Below are 19,848 nucleotides of genomic sequence, written 5' to 3'. Positions count from 1 at the left end.
AGAAGAGAGAGGGAAACGAAAAACCGGCGCAAAGGCTTCAGCGCCCGGCGCTCGCGCGGAAGTCGTCGAGGCGCGAGCGCGCGGACGCACCGGTCAGATACGTCGGCGCGATCGCTTCGATGCTGGTCGGCTCGAGGCCGAGTTCGGGCGCAAGCGGCACGCTCAGCACGTTGTCGACCTTCATCGAATCGAGATTGTCGCGCGAAATCACCGGCTCGCCGGGTGCCATTTCGAAGCTCAGCGCCTGCAGGCGCGCAAGCGGCTCGGGCAGACGGATGATGCGCGCGTGCCGGCCGATCACGTCGCCGCAATAGGTGACGAGGTCTTCGAGCGTATAGACGGTCGGACCGCCGAGTTCGTAGGTGTGGCCGCTGGCGGCGTCGAGATCGAGCACGTTGACGATCGCCTTCGCGACGTCGCCGACATAGACCGGCTGGAATTGCGCGTCCGGCATGGCGAGCGGAATCACCGGAAACACGCGCTGCAGGAACGCGAACTTGTTGAGGAACTGGTCCGCGGGACCGAACACCACGGACGGCCGGAAGATCGTCCACGCGACGTTCGCCGCATGCACGGCTTTCTCGCCGTCGGCCTTCGAGCGCGAATACATGCTCGGGCCATTCAGATCAGCGCCGAGCGCGCTCAGATGAATGAGCCGATGCACGCCCTTGCCTTCGCACGCGGCCACGATGCGCGTGGGCAATTCGACGTGCGCGCGCGCGAACTCCGCGCCATAGGGCTTGCCGCGTTTGCCGTGCAGCGTGCCGATGAGGTTGATTACGCAATCGGCGCCTTCGACGAAGCGCGCGAGCTGGACCGGATCGAACACGTCGGTTTCGATCACGTCGATCGGCAGCATGGTGAGATGGCGGGCGTTGTAACGCCGCCGCGTGGCGATGCGCACGTCTTTGCCCATGTCGACGAGCGCGTTGACGAGGTGGCTGCCGATGAACCCGGACCCACCGATGATCGCAATGGCTTGATGTCGCATTTTCGACTCCCTGTTGGAAGCCGCGGCAACGGCTGGAGAAGCGCGCCGCGGCCTCGGCAACGAGACCGCGGCGGCACGGCGCTTACGGTGCGATGTAACCCAGACGCGCCTTCAGCGATTGCGGACGGCCTTCGAACAATGCCGCGTAGTAGACCGTGTTGGACAGCACGTTTTTCACGTAGTCGCGGGTTTCCTGGAACGGAATCGCCTCGGCGAAGATCGCGCCTTCGACCGGGCGCTGCAATGACTGCCGCCAGTTGCGCGGACGGCCAGGACCTGCGTTGTAGCCGGCGGTGGCCAGCACGGCGGACCCGTCGAACTGATTGTAGATCATCGCCAGGTAGTTCGTGCCGAGCAGGATGTTGGTGTTGATGTCGTTCATCTGCTCGCGTGAAATCGGGCCGAGGCCGATCTTTTTCGCGACCAGTTGCGCGGTACCCGGCATCAGCTGCATCAGACCGCCCGCGCCGACTTCCGAGCGCGCGTTGATGATGAAGCGCGACTCCTGGCGGATCAGCCCGTATGCCCATTCCACGTCGAGCCCGCTCGATTGCGCGTCGCGCTCGACGATATCGCGGAACGGCGACAGATAGCGCAGCGAGAAATCATGTTCGCTCTTCGTGCGGTCCGCGGTGTTGACGGTGCGGTCGTAAAGCTGGATGCGGCGCGCGTATTCAGCGACGGCGAGCAATTGCCGGTCCGTCATGTTGCGCAGCGGCCAGTTCCATTCGCGATTGCCTTCGAGCCGCAGATTGAGCGCGTAGAAGCGCTGCGCGAGATCGAAGCCCGGCGTGTTGCCGGCCTGCTGGACTTCGGCGTCGGTGACCGTGGTCTTCGGCGGCACGGTGATTTTCTGGCCGAGCTCTTCCGCGGCGAGCTGGCCGTAGAAGTTGAAGCCCTGCGAGATCGATTCGAATTCCTGGCTCGCCGTGGCCGTGTCGCCGGCCTGCTTCAGCGCGCGCCCATGCCAGTACACCCACGACGGCTGCTTGCGCAGCGTCTCGGGCATCTGCTCGATCGACCAGCGCACCATGTTCCAGTCGCCCGCGAGCAGCGCGCTGCGCGTGCGCCATTCATACGCGGGATTCGACAGTGGCGCGTTCGCCGACAGCCGGTACCAGTCGACCGCGGCCGGCATCTGCTTCAACGCGCCCTGATAGCCGATCGTGCCCCAGCCGATCGCGCGCTCGGGCGAATTCAGCGACGGCGCGACCGACGCGAAGGTGGCCGCCGCCATGGCCGGATCGTTGCGCGCCATGCGCGTGATCGCGAGCAGCGCCAGTTGATGCGCTTGCGGATCGGCGCCGACGCCGCGCGCGAGCAGGAGCGGCGGCGTATTGACCGCCTGGCTGAACAGCACCGGATCGGGCGCCTGGTCGCCGAGCGCGTCGACGAGCTTGCTGCCCGTGCTCGTATAGTTCTGCTCGTACGCGAGGCGGATCTGCTGCCAGACATCGTCGGTGCTGAACTGGCGGTTCATGCCGAGCACCGTAATCAGATCGACGCAGCCGTCGCCGTACGATTTCGGATCGACGAGCAGCGCGCGTGCCGCGTCGGCGACGTTTTCGCCGCGCGATGCGCGCGATTCGAGCGCGTAGCACTTCACCTGCGTGTCGTCGTTGAGCACGAACTTCGCGTACTGCTGGTCGAAGTTGCGCCAGTCGTGGCGCGTGCCGAGCACGGTCAGGTAGTCGTTGCGCAGGCGATCGGCGATCGCCTGGCCGTCGTACTTCTGCAGGAACGCGAGCACCGGCGCGTCGGGCGCGTCGACGCGCGCATGGCCGCTCGAATCGAATAGCTGCGGCTTGATCTGGAAATACTCCAGATACGACGGTGCCGGGTAATTCGGGATCATGCTCGCGAGCTGGGCCGCGCGCGCCGCGTCGTTATTGCGTGCGGCTTCGCGAAGCTGGACGAAGATCTGGTCGTCGTTCGTGAGTTGCGAGAACGGAACGGGCTTGACGGCCGAGGCCGTGCTGCACGCGACGAGCGCCGCGGCGGCCAGCGCCATGCCGACCGCGCGATATACTCGAAAGAGGCTTTTTGACATCGTTGTTTCTGGAGCGCGAATTGGACCCAAGCATAGCATGCAACCCTGTGCCGGAAGCGAAAAAGGCGTTGCGTCGGAAGCTACTGGAAGCCCGTCTGCAAGCGGCTTCCGAGCCGGCGCGCAATGCCGCGCTCGGGCGGCGCGTACTCGACGCGCTGAAGCACTATGCAGTGGACAGCGTGGGCTTCTACTGGCCGCTTGCGGGCGAATTCGACGCGCGCGGCGCGATTGCGATCTGGCTCGCGGCCAACGCGGAGCATGAAGCGAGTCTGCCAATCGTTAAAGAACGTGGCATGCCGCTCGAGTTTCACGCATGGACGCCCGACATGCCGATGAGAATCGGCCATCACCGGATCACCGAACCGACCTCGGGGCGCATCGTGCTGCCCGAGTTGCTGTTCGTGCCCTGTGTCGGTTTCGACGCAGACGGCTACCGGCTCGGCTACGGCGGCGGCTATTACGATCGCACGCTGGCCGGCTGGCCGGCGGCAAGGAAGCCGGTCACGGTCGGCATCGCCTACGAAGCGTGCCGCACACAAGCGTTGCAACGCGAAGCACACGACGTTCCGCTCGATCTGATCGTGACCGAGGCGGGATTTCATCCGGGCTTGCCGGCCTGAGGCGACGGGCGCGCACCGCCCTGCCGTGCGCGCGGTGCTTCCTCGCCGCTTTCCCGCCACGTTCCCGCCGTCACGCCACCGCTATAAGGAAGCCGCGGCCCGCGCGGCCGTGTCGTACAGCCCCGATGCGTTGCGCATCAGTTGCGCGGCCTCGCCGATCTGCTCGTTGGTCAGGCCGCTTTCCTTGAGCGTCGAGATCAGGCAGTTTTCGCGCACCTCGCGATACTTCAGACACAACTCGCGGCCCGCCTCGGTCGCCGAAAAGAACACTTCCTTGCCGGTCTTTTCGCTTTTTACATACCCTCTAGCTACGAGCTTCTTGAGCGCGTAAGTGGCGACGTGCGTGTCCTCGATGTTCAGCACGAAGCAGATGTCCGCCAGCTTCTTGCGGCGTTCGCGATGGCTCACGTGGTGCAGCAGCGACACTTCGATCGCGGTCATGTCCTTGTCGCCGGCCGCCGACATGCAGCGCACCATCCAGCGGTTGAATGCATTGCCCGCCATGATGAGCGCATATTCGAGTTCGGACAGTTCCGCGCTGGTCTCGGAGACGAGATGCTCCGACGAAACGATCTTGGTGGGATGGCGCGCCATACGAGGTTCTCGGGACGGGGTGGAAAGGTGTCGAAAGTGTACGACGAGCCCTCGCTTCCGGCGAGCCTGGCGAAAACGCTTATTGATAAAACGTTGATATTTTATTGATAATGTACCCTCACATCATCGCCGATTCCGTGCCGAGCATGCGTCAACGCACCGCCATGCCGGCCTCCTCCGACTCGACCTGGGCTGTCAAGCCATGAGCCAACCAAGAATCTTCCCGCTCGGCGATACCGCGCTCGTCTGCGAAGCGCCGCCGCCCGCCACGCTCGAATGCCAGCAGCGAGTGTGGGCCGCGGCCGAAGCCGCGCGCGACTGGGCACATGTGCTGGAGGTCGTGCCCGGCATGAACAATCTGACGCTCGTGTTCGATCCGCTCGAAGCCGACGCCGAGGCTCTTGCCGGGCAGTTGCTCGCGGCCTGGAACGCGGCGGGCAAAACGGCCGTGCCCGGCCGCGACGTCGAGATTCCGGTGCAGTACGGCGGCAAGTTCGGCCCCGATCTGCAGGCGGTCGCCGAACATACGGGGCTGACCATGCGCGAGGTCGTCGAGCGTCATACGAGCGGCAGCTACGTGGTCTTTTTCCTCGGCTTCCAGCCGGGGTTCGCCTATATGGGCGGCCTCGAAGCCGCGCTGCACACGCCGCGCCGCGCGTCGCCGCGGCTCGAGGTGCCGGCGGGCTCGGTCGGCATCGGCGGCGAGCAGACTGGCATTTATCCGGCCGTCTCGCCGGGCGGCTGGCAGTTGATCGGCCGCACCGAAGTGCCGCTTTTCGATCCCGCGCGCCGCCCGCCCACGCTGTTGCAACCGGGCGACCGGGTGCGCTTCACGATCGCGGGGATGCACGCATGATCGACGTGATCCGCGCGGGTCTTCTGACCACGATCCAGGACCTCGGCCGCCACGGCCACCGGCATCTCGGCGTCGCGATGGGCGGGGCGCTCGACCGGCTCTCGCTCGAAGTCGGCAACCGGCTGGTCGGCAACCGGCCCGACGCGGCCGGCCTCGAAATCACCTTCGGCCCGACCGTGCTGCGCTTCCTGCGCGCGACGCGCGTCGCGATCACCGGCACCGAATTCGGTGCGACGCTCGACGGCAAACCGGTCTATTCATGGTGGAGCCTGCCCGTGCAGGCCGGCCAGGAACTCGTGCTCAACGCGGCGAAGCGCGGCATGCGCGGTTACGTGTGCGTGGCGGGCGGCATCGACGTGCTGCCGATGCTCGGCTCGCGCAGTACCGACCTCGCCGGCCATTTCGGCGGACTCGGCGGCCGCGCCCTGCACGACGGCGACCGCCTGCCGGTCGGCGCGCCGCCGCAGCGCGGCCACGTGGGCTTCTCGCCCGAGGCGCCCGAGTTCGGCGTGAAGGCGCCCGCCTGGTGCAAGTTCGTGCTGGTCCACGAGCCGCTGCGGCGCGGCCGGCATCCGTCGGGCGTGCCATGGGCCGTGCCGATCCGCGTGCTGCGCGGCCCCGAATACGACCGCTTCACCGAAGCAGCGCAGCAATCGTTCTGGTCCGACGAGTGGCTCGTCACGCCGAACAGCAACCGCATGGGCTATCGGCTCGCCGGCACCGAACTGAAGCGCACGCAGAAGACCGATCTGCTGTCGCACGCGGTGCTGCCCGGCACGATCCAGGTGCCGCCGAACGGCCAGCCGATCGTGCTGATGAGCGACGCGCAGACCACCGGCGGCTATCCGAAGATCGGCGCGGTGATCCAGGCCGATCTGTGGAAGCTCGCGCAGGTGCGCCTGAACGCGGCCGTCCGTTTCATCCCGACGACGCCTTACGAGGCGCGCCTGGCCTTGTTGGAAGAACGCTCGTATCTGCGGCAGATCGATGCCGCGATCGCGATGCATGAAGAACGCTGCGTGCGCCGGTCGGCGGTCGCTGCGCTCTGACACCGAGTAGAACCGAGTAGAGGAATCCCCATGGAAATCGATCTGAACGCCGACCTCGGCGAAGGCTGCGGCTCCGACGAGGCGCTGCTCGACCTCGTGAGTTCCGCCAATATCGCGTGCGGCTGGCACGCGGGCGGCCCCAACGCCATGCGCGACTGCGTGCGCTGGGCCGTGCAGAAAGGCGTGTCGATCGGCGCGCATCCGAGCTTCAACGATCCAGAGAACTTCGGCCGCAAGGAAATGGATCTGCCGGCGCAGGAAATCTACGCGGGCGTGCTGTACCAGCTCGGCGCGCTGTCGGCGATCGCGCAGGCCGAGGGCGGGCGCATCGCGCACGTGAAGCCACACGGTGCGCTCTACAACCAGGCTGCTCGCGACGCGAAGATCGCCGATGCGATCGTCTCGGCGGTGCACGACTTCGATCCGTCGGTCGCGGTGTTCGCGCTCGCCAACAGCGGACTCGTGAGCGCCGCGCGCAACGCGGGCCTCACCGCGATCGAAGAAGTGTTCGCCGACCGCGGCTATCGCGCCGACGGCTCGCTCGTGCCGCGCAAGGAACCCGGCGCGCTGCTCGACGATGAAAACGAAGTGCTCGAACGCACGCTCGCGATGATCCGCGAACAACGCGTGCGCGCCGTGGACGGCCACTGGGTGACGCTCAACGCGCAGACCATCTGCCTGCACGGCGACGGCCCGCATGCGCTCGCGTTCGCGCGGCGCATCCGCAGCGAGCTCGACGCCGCCGGCATCGCGGTTCACGCGGCAAGCGCCGCGCGCGTCTGAGAAGCAGTGCCAGTCAACGCGGCCGCAGAGCCGCGGCAACAAGCCGGCTCAGCGAACCCCGTGCGCCGGTTTACGCTCACCGCCACTCGCGGCGAGGTTGAAACCCTGTTTGGAGGAGATCCTGATGCAAACAACCGTCAGTCTATGGCCGCTCATCGGCGTGGCCGTCATCATCGTCGGCTTTTTATTGCGGTTCAATCCGATGCTGATCGTGGCCGTCGCGGCGATCATCACCGGCTTCGCCGCGCAATTCCCGCCTGAAAAAATCCTCGCGCTGATCGGCACCGGCTTCATCAAGACGCGCAACATCCCGCTCATCATTCTTCTGCCGCTCGCCGTGATCGGCCTGCTCGAACGGCACGGCCTGCGCGAGCGCGCCCAGACGTGGATCAGCGGCATCAAGGCGGCCACCGCCGGGCGCCTCCTGATCGTCTATCTGCTCGTGCGCGAGCTGACTGCCTCGGTGGGCCTCACCGGCCTCGGCGGTCATCCGCAGATGGTGCGTCCGCTCATCGCGCCGATGGCCGAGGGTGCGACCGAAACGCGCTTCGGCAAGATCAGCGATGCAGTGCGCTTCCGGCTGCGCGCGTTTGCCGCCGCGACCGACAACGTCGGGCTCTTCTTCGGCGAGGACATCTTCGTCGCGTTCGGCGCGATCGTGCTGATGACGACCTTCCTCAAGGAAGCGGGCATCGTCATCGAGCCGATCCACGTCGCGGTGTGGGGCATTCCGACCGCGATCAGCGCGTTCATCGTGCATGGCTTCCGGCTTTATCTGCTCGATCGCAGGCTCGAGCGCGAATTGCGCGGCAACGCGCAGGGCGGCGTCATCCCATCGAAGCCAGCCACGCAACCCGCCGCCGGAGACGAAGCATGACTTTCACGATCAACTACCTTTTCTGGCTGCTCGGCGTGGTGCTGCTGATCGTCGGCGGCATGATCGTCACGGACCGTGAGCATCCGCGCCGCCTCACCGCGGGCGGGTTCTGGATTCTCTACGCGCTGATCTTCCTGATCGGCGACCGGCTGCCGCCCGCCGTGGTCGGCATCGCGGTGATCGTGATGGCGCTGATCGCGGGCTTCGGCGGCGTCACGGCGGCGAAGCCGAAAACGCTGTCGCCCGAAGCGCGCAAGGCGAGCGCCGCGCGGCTCGGCAACAAGCTCTTCGTGCCCGCGCTGACGATTCCGGTCATCACCGTGATCGTCACGCTCGCGGCCAGCTACCTCGTGTTCGGCGGCGTGCCGCTGATCGAAAAGGCCAACGTCACGCTGATCGGCTTCGGCATCGGCTGCGTGATCGCGCTCGCGATTGCTTGCGTGATGACGCGCGACACGGTCGGCCAGTCGATGAAGGAAGCGCGCCGGCTCGTCGATGCGCTCTCGTGGGCCGCCGTGCTGCCGCAGATGCTCGGCATGCTCGGGCTCGTGTTTTCCGACGCGGGCGTGGGCAAGGCGGTCGCGCATGTGACCACCGCGTACATCAGCCTCGACTACCGCTTCGTCGCGGTGGCGGTGTACTGCATCGGCATGGCGCTTTTCACGATGGTGATGGGTAACGGCTTCGCCGCGTTCCCGGTGATGACGGGCGGCGTCGGCGTGCCGATCCTCGTCAACGTGTTTCACGGCAATCCGGCCGTGATGGCGGCGATCGGCATGTTCTCCGGCTACTGCGGCACGCTGATGACGCCGATGGCCGCGAACTTCAACATGGTGCCGGTCGCGCTGCTCGAATTGCCGGACAAGAACGCGGTAATCAAGGTGCAGATTCCGACCGCGCTGACGTTGCTTGTCATCAATATTTTGCTGTTGAATTTTTTGATGTTTTTGTAGCTGTAGCGGGGTCTGCGTTGTTTTGCTGTTTCGTTGTTCCGCTGTCTCGCTGTCGTAGCTGCCGGGCGCCGGTCTTTGCGGGTGGTGCCTGGCAGTGGGAATTACCGACGTCGGCTTAACGATGGTGCGTACGACGTAAACGGCTGACAATTGCCCAAAACGCAACGACTAACGCCAGCGACACGACGAACCCGACAACGAGCGTCGCCGCGAAGATAATGTCCGAGTTACTTTCGCAGCCGTGCGAATCCAGTGCGATGAAAATCGGTTTAAAGAAGCCATCGCTCGCGTCACTGTTAAGCCATCCATCAACAACCGGGATGCGTACGATCCCGATTGCGACGGGCAGTGTCATCAACAGTGCGAGCACGAAACAAATAAGTGCTTTTTTCATTACCCTTTGAATCTCCCTGTTAAACATCTGTGAGCACATCAACGCCGGTGCGTATGACGCAAACGGCTGACAATCGCCAAAAGCGCGGCGGCTAACACCAACGACACGACGAACCCGACAACGAGCGTCGCCGCGAAGATGATGTCCATATTGCTTTCACCGCCAATCGAACCCAGTGCTTTGAAAAGCGGAATAAAGAACTCATAGCCCGCACTACTCGCAAGCCATTTCTCAACAATCGGGATGCGTACGATCCCGATTGTGACCGGCAGCATCATCAACAGTGCGAGCGCGATACAAATCAGTGCCTTTTTCATTGCACCTCTACCGTGCCGTAGTATCTGGTCACCGTTCCGGGGACGAACGCAGGCGACTGTGCTTTCAGGTACGAACGCAGTGTCTTGAACTGCTCGCGGGATGGGAGCGTAATGCAACCGTCGCTTGCCCCGAATCGTCCGACTGGGTGTAAGCGAAAGTTGCCGCGTTTTATGCCTTCTACGAACGTCCAGTCATCGATGGCTCCGTCATCACGATACAGAGCAAACCACTGCGCGCGATGCGTGGCCGCCCACCAATCTTTGGCAGCATCCAGAAGCCAGCCCAGATGTCCGCCGCTTTCCCGATCGACGATGTAATAAACGCCTTTGGGAATGGCACCCTCTTCTACTACGTTCGTGAAATCCGGATCATCGACATACCGTCCGTTACCCGAAAACGCAGCAACACTCCCAAAGCCCGGACAAACCAGCATCGACATAGCACGCCGATTCAATGTGAAAGTACAGGACACTGGCATTTCATCAGCCCTGTCTGTTTGCCTTGACGTCGATGAGCGCCGTGACCGTGCCGCCGCTTCCGCCCAGGTCGTTCTGCAAAATGTACTCATGCTTCATGCGTGCAAATGACAGCCGCACCTGTTCGTGACAACCGTGGCCACCGCCCGCAGGTTCCACATGAGAGACGATCACGTCGTACATCGTGATTCTTGCGTACTCGTGAGGAGTACCTCCGGCCTTTCGCATGGTGAGCTTCGCTTGGGGAATATGCTCGCCGGAGAAGCAGTACTTCGCCAGATTCGGACTTGCCCGGTCCATCAGATGGGTAAATTCGAGGTCGGAAACGGTGGCTTTCGCGGCCCCACCACCTGAGCCGGAGTGCATTGCCGATTGCTGCGTAACGTGCCAACGCCATCCGATTACATCAATTTCGTGGAGATGAGCCGCGTCCTGTGATTCGCCGTCGATACCGTTGATCTTGATAAAGATGTCCTGCACCATCCGTGAGTCTCCGTCCTGTTATTCGAATGAGAAATATTGCTGGACGAAGTTAGCGGAATCAGGATGCGAGACAAATAGGAATCTTCCGAGAATTGCGTCAAGGATTGCTAAATATCTGGCGCGGGCTTCGGCCCTCGCGGGCGATGTGCAGCAGACATTCTGAGCCCATTGCTTCCAACGAGCCCCGGCCCCTCAACCCGGCTCGACCACGAAGCCGTGCTGCCGCAACAGTTGCAGCACGCCCTTCGGCCCACCGAGATGCAGCGCGCCGATCGCGACGAACAGTGGCTTGTTCGGCGCGGCAAGCAGCAGCATCCGCGTGACGAAGCGGCGGTTGCGCTCGTAGACGGTCCGGTTGTCGATCGAATTGGAGATGCGCTTGTCGCGCGCGAGCTTCTCCGATTTGGCGGCCTGCCACGCGGCAATCGCATCGGCATCGCCGACCTGCCAGAGCCGATGCAGCGCGCGCACGTCGTCGACGTTCTGCGCGGGCGTCTGCACGAGATCCTGCGCGAGCATTTCGCGCTGCTGCGCGAGCGTGAGTCCCGTGAACGCGCGCATCTGCTGCGCGAGCGTTTCGAGTCCGACAATCTTGCCGCGCGTCTTCAGATACACGTTCTGCAATTGCGCTTCTGTGCCGTACTCGGTTTGCAGGCCCGCGGAGAGCGAGTCGTAGGTCTCGACCACGAGCGACGCGAGCCACGGCCGCATCTTCTTGATCGCATCGAGCGCGGCCGGATTGCCGTGCAGACGCAACGCGAGCTTGTGCCACAACGGCTCGGGCAGCAGGCCCGGCAGACAGTCGCGCTTGCACACGCCGTACTTCGAAACGTCGTCTTGCGAGACGAGCAGTTCGTCGGGCGAGAGTTCGAGCGCGAGCGTCGGCGAGGCGGCGAGCGCGGCGAGGATCGGCGCGCGGAATGGCTGTCCCGCGGGATAGTCTGCGGGATCGCCGACATGCAGCGTGCCGAGCACGTAGATCGTGGTGGTGCCGCGCGTCGCGACATAGAACGGCATACGCGCAGGCTGCACACGCACCGGGCCGCTCGCCGTGGTGCCGGGCACAGCGGGCGGCGCAACCGAGGGCGGCGGTGACGCACCGGGCACCGCCACCGCCGGGCGGCCTGCCTGAGCTGGCGCATTCGCGGCGGCGCCGGCCGCATAGGCGAGGTTGGGCGCGGCGGCGCCGAGATACAGCGCGCAGCTTAGCGGGAAAAAGGCAGGGAAAAATGCGCGTAAAGAAGCGCGGGATAGCGCGTCGACTAATGCGCCGAGGACGCCGGCGCATCTGCGGGCAAGTGCGCCGAAGAGGCCGAAAACGCTGACGCATGCACCGGCAAGCGCTTCGAAGATGCCGAAAACGCCGACGCACGCACCGGCAAGCGCCCCGAAGATGCCGAAGACACCAACGCACGCACCGGCAAGCACGCCGAATACACCGAAGAAAACACCAGGAAAAGCACCGAAGAGCGCGGCGCCATTTTGCGCACGCGCTCCCCGTCGCCGCGCGAAGGCAGCCGCGCGGCCGCCCTCACGCAAGCGGCGCGCAAGACGACGCGCCGCCACCGCATCAGGCATCCACGTCCCCCACCTCCTCGGCACGGTGACACGACACCTGACGGCCATCCACCTCGCGCAGCTTCGGCTCCTCGCTGCGGCAGCGCTCGATCGCGTACGGGCAGCGCTGATGGAACGTGCAGCCCGACGGCGGATTGAGCGGCGACGGCATCTCGCCTTGCAGCTTGATCTTGATGGTGCGGTCCGCCTCGAAGATCGACGGTGTCGCCGACATCAGCGCGCGCGTGTACGGATGGCGCGGCTTCGAGAAGATGCGCTTCTTGTCGCCGAGTTCCGCGACGCCGCCGAAGTACATGACCATCACGTCGTCGGCGATATGCTCGACCACCGACAGGTTGTGCGAGATGAACACATAGCTCGTCTTGAACTGATCCTGCAGATCCATGAACAGGTTCAGGATCTGCGCCTGGATCGACACGTCGAGCGCGGAGACCGGTTCATCGGCGACGACGATCTGCGGATCGAGAATCATCGCGCGCGCAATCGCGACACGCTGACGCTGGCCGCCCGAAAACATATGCGGATAACGCTTCGCATGCTCGGGCCGCAAGCCGACCGTGCGCATCATCTGCGCGATCCGTTCGGTGCGTTCGGTTGCGCTCAATGCGGTGTTGATCGCGAGCGGCTCGCCGAGCGTCTGCTCGACGGTCTTGCGCGGATTGAGCGACGCAAACGGATTCTGGAACACCATCTGCACGCGCCGCCTGAGCGCCGCGATCTTCTCGTGATTCGCGCCGGCCACGTCCTCGCCGTCGATCAGCAGACGCCCCGCGCTCGGGGTTTCGATCATCGTGAGCTGACGCGCGAGCGTGGACTTGCCGCAGCCGGACTCGCCGACTACCGCGAGCGTCTTGCCGCGCTCGAGCGCGAACGACACGCCGTTCAGCGCCTTCACCGTGCCTTGCGCGAACATGCCGCGCTTGACCGTGTAGTAGCGCGCGAGCTGCTCGGCGACGAGCACCTGATCGCCCGCATGGTTCGACGGACGCCGCGTTTCGGGTACTGCGTTCATCGCGCGCCTCCGTGGGTATGAACGTTGGCGTCGCCGCTCAGGTTCAGGGGTTTGATGCAGCGCACGCGCGTGACTTCCGCGTGACCTTGCAGCGGCGCGAGCGCGGGCCGCGCCTTCATGCAGTCGTCGGCCACGTACTTGCAGCGCGGCGCGAAGAGACAGCCTCGCGGCCGGTCATCGCGGCCCGGCACCATGCCCGGCAACGCCGCGAGCCGCACCGCGCCCACGTTGTGCTCGGGAATCGCGGCAAGCAGCGCTTCCGTATACGGATGATGAGGCGCCGCGAAAATGTCCGGCACCTTGTTCGTTTCGATCACTTCGCCAGCGTACATGACCGCGACGCGCTGCGCGACCTCGGAGACCACGGCGAGATCGTGCGAAATCAGCACGAGCGCCATGCCGCGCTCTTTCTGCAGACGCATCAGCAACTCCATGATCTGCGCCTGGATCGTCACGTCGAGCGCGGTGGTCGGCTCGTCGGCGATCAGCAGTTTCGGGTTGCAGGCAATCGCCATCGCGATCATCACGCGCTGGTTCATGCCGCCCGACATCTGATGCGGAAACGACGTGATGCGGCTTTTCGCATCGGGAATGCCGACCTGGTCGAGCAGTTCGAGCGCGCGCTGGTCGAGCGCGCTGCCGCGCAAGCCCTCGTGCAGCTTCAGCACTTCCTTGATCTGATAGCCGACCGTGTAGCTCGGGTTCAGGCTCGTGAGCGCATCCTGGAACACCATCGCGATGTCCTTGCCGATGATCTTGCGGCGTTCCTTCGCGGATGCGTTCAGCAGGTTCTTGCCGTCGAACGTGATTTCGTCGGCGGTGACCTTGCCCGGCGCGTCGATCAGGCCCATCAGCGCCATCATCGTCACGCTCTTGCCCGACCCCGATTCGCCGACCACGCCGAGCACTTCGCCCGGTGCGACGTCGAGATTGATGCGGTCGACCGCCGGCAGGCCGCCGAAGTTGACTGCGAGGTTGCGGATGGTCAGTAGATTGTTGCTCATGGTCACGCCATCCGTTTCAGTTTGGGGTCGAGCGCGTCGCGCAGCCCGTCGCCGAGCAGGTTGATCGCAAGTACCGAGATCAGGATGGACAGGCCCGGCATCGTGACGATCCACCATGCGCTGTCGATGTAATCGCGCGCCGACGCGAGCATCGCGCCCCACTCCGCCGACGGCGGTTGCACGCCGAGGCCGAGAAAGCCGAGCGCGGCGGCGTCGAGAATCGCCGACGAAAAACCGAGCGTCGCCTGCACGATGAGCGGCGCGGTGCAGTTCGGCAGCACCTGCGAGAACATCAGGCGCAGCGTGCCCGCACCCGCGACGCGCGAAGCGGTCACGTATTCCTTCTGCAACTCGCCCTGGGCGGACGCGCGCGTGAGACGCACGTAGCCCGGCAGCGCGACGATCGCAATCGCGAGCATCGTGTTGACCAGACCGGGGCCGATGATCGCGACCACTGCGACCGCGAGCAGCAGCGACGGCAGCGCGAGCAGCACGTCCATGATGCGCATGATCGGCGTGTCGGCCCACTTCTCGAAGAACGCGGCGATGAGGCCGAGCACGACGCCCGGAATCAGCGCGAGCACGACCGACACGAAGCCGATCCAGAACGACAGCCGCGCGCCGTACATCAGACGCGAGAGGATGTCGCGGCCCGCTTCGTCGGTGCCGAGAATGAACTTCCAGTTGCCGCCGTCGAGCCACGCGGGCGGAATCTTCACGGAATCGCGGTATTGCTCGATCGGGCTGTGCGGCGCGATCAACGGTGCGAAGATCGCGACGAAGATCAGCACGAGCACGACGATGCCCGCGCCGACCGCGCCGCGGTTGCGCGAGAAGTTGGCCCAGAATTCGCGCGCCGCGATTGCGCGGCCGCTCGGCGGGGTAACCGATTGGGGGACGGTGTTTTGGATGTCAGCCATCGTCATGCCTCCCGCAGAGCCGCCTCAAGGGAGGCATGCGCCCCCTCGGGGGGCAGCGAACGTAAGTGAGCGTGGGGGTACATGTTTACCTCGTATGGCGAATGCGCGGGTTCAACACGCCGTACAACAGATCGACGACGAGGTTCACGACGATCACAAGCGTCGCGATCAGCAGAATGCCGCCCTGCACGACCGGATAATCGCGCCGGCCGATCGCGTCGATCAGCCACTTGCCGATGCCCGGCCACGAGAACAGCGTTTCGGTCAGCACCGCGCCAGCAAGCAGCGTGCCGACCTGCAAGCCGATCACGGTCACAACCGGAATCAGCGCATTGCGCAACGCATGCACGACGATCACGCGCGCCGGCGACAAACCCTTCGCGCGCGCGGTGCGGATGTAGTCCTCGCGCAGCACTTCGAGCATCGACGAGCGCGTCATGCGCGCGACGACCGCGAGCGGAATCGTGCCGAGCACGATCGCGGGCAGGATCAGGTGACTCAGCGCGGACGTGAACGCGCCTTCGTCGGTGGACATCAGCGAGTCGATCAGCATGAAGCCGGTCACGTGCGGAATGTCGTATTCGACCGCGATGCGGCCCGACACCGGCGTCCAGCCGAGCTTGACCGAGAACACCATGATGAGGATCAAGCCCCACCAGAAGATCGGCATCGAATAGCCGGTGAGCGCGGTGCCCATCACGCCGTGATCGACCACCGTGCCGCGCCGAAGCGCCGCGAACACGCCCGCCGGCAGACCGACGACGAGCGCGAACAGCATCGCGCAGATCGACAGTTCGACGGTAGCGGGAAAGCGCGCGAGGAATTCGCCCATCACGCTGGTGTTGGTGATGATCGAGGTGCCGAGGTCGCCGTGCAGCGCGCGGCCGATGTAGTGGATGTACTGCATCGGCAGCGGCTCGTCGAGCCCGAGGCGGTGCATCGCGGCAGCGTGCATGGCCGGATCGACACCGCGCTCGCCCATCATCACTTCGATGGGGTCGCCTGGGATCAGGTGAATCAGCGCGAACGCGAGGATCGTGATGCCGATGAACGTCGGTATCACCATGCCGATGCGGCGCAAAACGAAGCGGAACATGGTTCGCTCCTATGGTACTGGTGATGAAAAAACGCAACCGGCGACGAGGGCTCGTGACCCCGGTCGCCGGACCATTTCGACCAGTTTTCTAACCGTGCGAAAAGCGTACTGTACTGCGGCGTACTGCGCGAACTTTACGGATTACTTGACGCTGACGCCGTCGAAGCGCGCGTAGCCGAGCGGTTCGATGCGCATGTCGACCACCTTCTTGCTGACCGGCTGATAGACGGTCGAGTGGGCGATCGGCGAGAACGGCAGTTGCTGCGCGAAGATCTGCTGCGCTTCGCCGTACACCTTCGTGCGCGTCGCCACGTCCGAGGTCGTGCGGCCCTTCTGGATCAGGTCGTCGAACGGCTTGTAGCACCACTTCGAGAAGTTGTTGCCGTTGATCGCTTCGCAGCCGAGCAGCGTGCCGAGCCAGTTGTCCGGATCGCCGTTGTCGCCGGTCCAGCCGATCAGCATCGTGTCGTCTTCGCCCGCGTGCGCGCGCTTGATGTACTCGCCCCATTCATACGTGACGATCTTCGCCTTCACGCCGATCTTCGCCCAGTCGGCCTGGATCATTTCCGCCATCAGACGCGCATTCGGGTTGTACGCGCGCTGCACGGGCATCGCCCACAGCGTGAGCTCGAAGCCGTTCGGATAACCCGCCTTCGCGAGCAGATCCTTCGCCTTCGCCGGATCGTACGACGCGGCCGGCAGGTTCTTCACGAACGACCATTGGGTCGGCGGCATCGGGTTGGTCGCGAGCTGGCCTGCGCCCTGGTAGACCGATTCGATGATCGCCTTCTTGTTGATCGCCATGTCGAGCGCCTGGCGCACTTCGAGCTTGTCGACCGGCTTGTGCGTCACGTTGTACGCGAGGTAGCCCAGGTTGAAGCCCGGCTGCGACGGCATGTCGATGTTCGGCTCGGCCTTCAGCGGCGCGATGTCGGCCGGACGCGGATAGCTCATCACCTGGCATTCGTCGCGCTTGAGCTTCTGCACGCGCACGCCGGCGTCCGGCGTGATCGAGAAAATCAGCTTCGAGATCTTCACCGCGTTCGGCTTCCAGTAATCAGGATTGCCGTCGAAGCGGATCGTCGCGTCCTTCGTGTAGCTGCGGAAGATGAACGGCCCGGTGCCGACCGGATACTGGTTGATGTCGGCGGCCTTGCCGGCTTTCAGCAACTGATCCGTGTATTCAGCCGAGAGAATCGACGCGTATTCCATCGCCAGATTCTGGATGAACGGCGCGTTGACTTCCTTCAGTGTGAACTTGACCGTGTATGGGTCGACCTTCTGGACGCTTTCGATCAGCTTGTCGAGGCCCATGTCGGTGAAGTACGGAAACTGCACCGGGTACGCCTTGCGGAACGGCTGGTTCGGATCGAGCATGCGCTGGAACGTGAACACGACATCGTCCGCGTTGAAGTCGCGCGTCGGCTTGAAGTACGACGTGGTCTGGAACTTCACGCCGTGACGCAGATGGAACGTGTAAGTCTTGCCGTCCGGCGAAACTTCCCATTTTTCGGCAAGGCCCGGCTCGACTTTCGTGCCGCCGCGTTCGAATTCGACGAGGCGGTTGTAGACGGTGAACGTGTTAGCCGTGAAATCGACGCCAGTGGTGTATTGCGCCGGATCGAAACCCGCAGGACTGCCTTCTGAGCAGTAAACGAGCGTCTTGTTCGGAATCCCCGCGGCGTGCGCGCTCGTCGCGCCCACGAGAGATGCCGCTGCGGCAGCGACGAGCGTTGTCATACGCGCGACGCGCAACAGATTGTTTTGCTTCATGTTTCCTCCAGGATCTGGGCCGGCTTGCGCCAGCGTAGCGGGATATTACTTGAGCTTGGCTCGACCACCAAGCGGAGGAAACGCCCCCTGTTGACGATGGCAAACACTTCGGGCAAACGTTTTTGCCACATGCCGCCGCGGGCCGCAGCGCGCGGCACGGCGGCGGCCCGCGGTGTCATGCGGCGCGGACGGCGCAAGAAACGCGCCGCCGGCGCTCATTTGAGACCGACTCCCAGGAATTGGGTCGGTCCGAACGGATCGATCTTGAAGCCCGTCACGTCCTTGCTGATCGGCTGATAGACGGTGGAATGGGCGATCGGCGTGAACGGCACCTGGTCCTTGAAGATCTCCTGGGCCTGCGTATACGCCTTGGTCCGCTCAGCCATGTTGGTGGTGCTGCGGCCCTGCTTGATGAGATCGTCGTAGGGCTTGTAGCACCACTTCGAGAAGTTGCTGCCGTTCACCGCGTCGCAGCCGAGCAGCACGCCAAGCCAGTTGTCAGGATCGCCGTAGTCGCCGGTCCACCCAATCAGCATCGCTTGATGCTCGCCCGCATGCGCGCGGCGAATGTACTCGCCCCACTCGTACGTGGCGATATTCACCTTGACGCCGATCTTCGCCCAGTCGGACTGCAGCATTTCCGCCATCAGACGCGCATTCGGGTTGTACGGCCGCTGCACCGGCATCGCCCACAGCGTCAGCTCGAAACCGTCCGGATAGCCCGCCTGCTTGAGCAGCGCTTTGGCCTTTTCGACGTCGTAGGGCGCGTCTTTCAGATTCTTGTCGTAGCCCCATTGCGTCGGTGGCATCGGGTTGGTCGCGGCCTGGCCCGCGCCCTGGTAGACCGCTTCGATGATCGCCTTCTTGTTGACCGACATATCGAGCGCGCGGCGCACGAGCACGTTGTCGAGCGGCTTTTTGGTGGTGTTGTAAGCGATGTAGCCGAGGTTGAAGCCGACTTCGTTCGGCATCGCGAGCGACGCGTCCGCCTTCACGGTCGGGATGTCGGCGGGGCGCGGATATGCCATCACCTGGCATTCGCCGCGTTTGAGTTTTTGCAGGCGCACGGCCGGATCGACCGTGATCGAGAAGATCAGCTTGCCCACTTTCACGATGCCCGGCTTCCAGTAGTCGGGATTGCCGTCGAAGCGGATCGTGTCGTCCTTCGTATAGCTGCGGAAGATGAACGGGCCGGTGCCGACGGGGTACTGGTTGATATCGGACGCCTTGCCCGCCTTCAGCAACTGATCGGCATATTCAGCCGAGAGGATCGACGCGAACGGCATGGCGATCTGCTGCAGGAACGGCGCGTCGACTTCCTTCAACGTGAAGCGCACCGTGTACGGATCGACCTTCTCGATCTTCGCGATGTTCTTCGCGAGGCCGAGGTCGTTGAAATACGGAAAACTGACCGGATAGGCCTTGCGGAACGGATTCTCGGGATCGAGCATGCGCTCGTAGGTGAAGACGACGTCGTCCGCGTTGAATTCGCGCGTCGGCTTGAAGAACGACGTGGTCTGGAATTTGACGCCGTGGCGCAGATGGAACGTGTAGGTGAGGCCGTCCGGCGAGACGTCCCACTTTTCGGCGAGGCCCGGCTCGATGTCGGTGCTGCCGTGTGCAAATTCGACGAGCCGGTTGTAGACCGTGTACGAGCCGGCGGTAAATTCGACGCTCGTCGTGTATTGCGCGGTGTCGAAGCCGGCCGGGCTGCCCTCGGAACAGAACACGAGGGTCTTGTCCGGCAGCGTGGCCGCTTGCGTCGCGGCGGGCGCGAGGCTGGCTACGACGAACGCGCATGCTGCGAGAGCGGGAAGGCAGAACTGGCGAAGCGCAAAGAGTCGTTGTGCCGCAGTCTTTCTTGTCACTGTCATATCGTCCTCCGCACAGCAGCCGGGTTGGCTGCGATTCGATCATAGACAGCACAAAAATGAGCTTCAACAGGTACTTACCACGCCGTCCGGGACGGATCCCGGCGCGAATCGCGCGCCGCGCGGGGTTTTGGCGGGAGATGAATGCGG

20 protein-coding genes are annotated in these 19,848 nt (G+C 64.2%); 6 read left to right on the top strand and 14 right to left on the bottom strand.

Annotated elements, in window-relative coordinates; translation table 11 throughout:
- Positions 1–37: 37 nt before the first annotated feature.
- Positions 38–991 (bottom strand): complex I NDUFA9 subunit family protein, encoded by a 954-nt coding sequence (locus B9Z01_RS12290; protein WP_085483249.1) that lies wholly within the window; start codon positions 989–991, stop codon positions 38–40.
- 82 nt (positions 992–1,073) lie between these two features.
- Positions 1,074–3,041, bottom strand: coding sequence for a lytic transglycosylase domain-containing protein (locus B9Z01_RS12285; protein ID WP_085483247.1), 1,968 nt, complete (start codon positions 3,039–3,041; stop codon positions 1,074–1,076).
- A 20-nt stretch (positions 3,042–3,061) separates the two neighbouring features.
- On the opposite strand from B9Z01_RS12285, the gene B9Z01_RS12280 reads away from it, so the two are divergent.
- Positions 3,062–3,661, top strand: coding sequence for a 5-formyltetrahydrofolate cyclo-ligase (locus tag B9Z01_RS12280; RefSeq protein WP_244195992.1), 600 nt, complete (start codon positions 3,062–3,064; stop codon positions 3,659–3,661).
- Positions 3,662–3,742: 81 nt separating this feature from the next.
- Here B9Z01_RS12280 and B9Z01_RS12275 read toward each other — a convergent pair whose 3' ends face one another.
- Entirely contained in the window at positions 3,743–4,255 is a 513-nt protein-coding gene (locus tag B9Z01_RS12275) for a winged helix DNA-binding protein (RefSeq protein ID WP_085483245.1), read from the bottom strand.
- A 202-nt stretch (positions 4,256–4,457) separates the two neighbouring features.
- Between B9Z01_RS12275 and pxpB the strand changes: the two genes are divergently transcribed.
- The 5 genes from pxpB to B9Z01_RS12250 all read left to right on the top strand — a co-directional run bounded on the left by pxpB (position 4,458) and on the right by B9Z01_RS12250 (position 8,773).
- Entirely contained in the window at positions 4,458–5,111 is a 654-nt protein-coding gene (pxpB, locus tag B9Z01_RS12270) for a 5-oxoprolinase subunit PxpB (RefSeq protein ID WP_085483243.1), read from the top strand.
- The gene (locus B9Z01_RS12265; RefSeq protein WP_085483241.1) at positions 5,108–6,160 is read left to right on the top strand and encodes a 5-oxoprolinase subunit C family protein; all 1,053 of its coding nucleotides are present in this window, start codon (positions 5,108–5,110) and stop codon (positions 6,158–6,160) included. The genes pxpB and B9Z01_RS12265 overlap by 4 nt, the downstream gene beginning before the upstream one ends.
- A gap of 30 nt (positions 6,161–6,190) precedes the next feature.
- Positions 6,191–6,943 carry a 5-oxoprolinase subunit PxpA gene (gene pxpA, locus B9Z01_RS12260; protein WP_085483239.1) on the top strand — a complete coding sequence of 251 codons (753 nt, stop codon included), beginning with the start codon at positions 6,191–6,193 and terminating at the stop codon, positions 6,941–6,943.
- Positions 6,944–7,067: 124 nt separating this feature from the next.
- The gene (locus B9Z01_RS12255) at positions 7,068–7,820 is read left to right on the top strand and encodes a DUF969 domain-containing protein (protein ID WP_085483237.1); all 753 of its coding nucleotides are present in this window, start codon (positions 7,068–7,070) and stop codon (positions 7,818–7,820) included.
- Complete coding sequence (locus B9Z01_RS12250; RefSeq protein WP_085483235.1) at positions 7,817–8,773, top strand: DUF979 domain-containing protein; 957 nt, start codon at positions 7,817–7,819, stop codon at positions 8,771–8,773. Before B9Z01_RS12255 ends, B9Z01_RS12250 begins: the two co-directional genes overlap by 4 nt.
- A 115-nt stretch (positions 8,774–8,888) precedes the next feature.
- Here the strand turns inward: B9Z01_RS12250 and B9Z01_RS12245 are convergent, their stop codons facing one another.
- From B9Z01_RS12245 to B9Z01_RS12195, 11 genes are all read right to left on the bottom strand, one after another.
- Positions 8,889–9,167, bottom strand: coding sequence for a hypothetical protein (locus B9Z01_RS12245; protein WP_143808897.1), 279 nt, complete (start codon positions 9,165–9,167; stop codon positions 8,889–8,891).
- A 38-nt stretch (positions 9,168–9,205) separates the two neighbouring features.
- Complete coding sequence (locus tag B9Z01_RS12240) at positions 9,206–9,484, bottom strand: hypothetical protein (RefSeq protein ID WP_085483231.1); 279 nt, start codon at positions 9,482–9,484, stop codon at positions 9,206–9,208.
- Positions 9,481–9,963, bottom strand: coding sequence for a DUF2778 domain-containing protein (locus B9Z01_RS12235; protein WP_085483229.1), 483 nt, complete (start codon positions 9,961–9,963; stop codon positions 9,481–9,483). Before B9Z01_RS12235 ends, B9Z01_RS12240 begins: the two co-directional genes overlap by 4 nt.
- 4 nt (positions 9,964–9,967) lie before the next feature.
- Positions 9,968–10,444, bottom strand: a complete 477-nt coding sequence (locus tag B9Z01_RS12230) for an Hcp family type VI secretion system effector (protein ID WP_085483227.1) — start codon at positions 10,442–10,444, stop codon at positions 9,968–9,970.
- A gap of 192 nt (positions 10,445–10,636) precedes the next feature.
- On the bottom strand, positions 10,637–12,022 hold the full coding sequence (locus B9Z01_RS12225) for a TraB/GumN family protein (protein ID WP_338047366.1): 1,386 nt from the start codon (positions 12,020–12,022) through the stop codon (positions 10,637–10,639).
- A complete protein-coding gene (locus tag B9Z01_RS12220) occupies positions 12,015–13,034 on the bottom strand; it encodes a peptide ABC transporter ATP-binding protein (RefSeq protein ID WP_085483225.1) in 1,020 nt (339 codons plus the stop codon). Before B9Z01_RS12220 ends, B9Z01_RS12225 begins: the two co-directional genes overlap by 8 nt.
- Positions 13,031–14,038 carry an ABC transporter ATP-binding protein gene (locus B9Z01_RS12215; RefSeq protein WP_085483223.1) on the bottom strand — a complete coding sequence of 336 codons (1,008 nt, stop codon included), beginning with the start codon at positions 14,036–14,038 and terminating at the stop codon, positions 13,031–13,033. Before B9Z01_RS12215 ends, B9Z01_RS12220 begins: the two co-directional genes overlap by 4 nt.
- A 2-nt stretch (positions 14,039–14,040) precedes the next feature.
- Positions 14,041–14,958: an ABC transporter permease subunit gene (locus B9Z01_RS12210; RefSeq protein WP_085483540.1), complete on the bottom strand. Its 918-nt coding sequence runs from the start codon at positions 14,956–14,958 to the stop codon at positions 14,041–14,043.
- An 85-nt stretch (positions 14,959–15,043) separates the two neighbouring features.
- Positions 15,044–16,054 carry an ABC transporter permease subunit gene (locus tag B9Z01_RS12205; protein WP_085483221.1) on the bottom strand — a complete coding sequence of 337 codons (1,011 nt, stop codon included), beginning with the start codon at positions 16,052–16,054 and terminating at the stop codon, positions 15,044–15,046.
- A gap of 141 nt (positions 16,055–16,195) precedes the next feature.
- Positions 16,196–17,827, bottom strand: coding sequence for an ABC transporter substrate-binding protein (locus B9Z01_RS12200; RefSeq protein WP_085483219.1), 1,632 nt, complete (start codon positions 17,825–17,827; stop codon positions 16,196–16,198).
- A gap of 215 nt (positions 17,828–18,042) precedes the next feature.
- Entirely contained in the window at positions 18,043–19,701 is a 1,659-nt protein-coding gene (locus tag B9Z01_RS12195) for an ABC transporter substrate-binding protein (RefSeq protein ID WP_085483217.1), read from the bottom strand.
- Positions 19,702–19,848 lie beyond the last annotated feature (147 nt).

This window comes from Paraburkholderia susongensis, from assembly GCF_900177725.1.
GTDB lineage: Bacteria > Pseudomonadota > Gammaproteobacteria > Burkholderiales > Burkholderiaceae > Paraburkholderia > Paraburkholderia susongensis.
The sequence above is the reverse complement of the archived record's forward strand: the minus strand, read 5'-3'. Positions and strand labels throughout refer to the sequence as shown.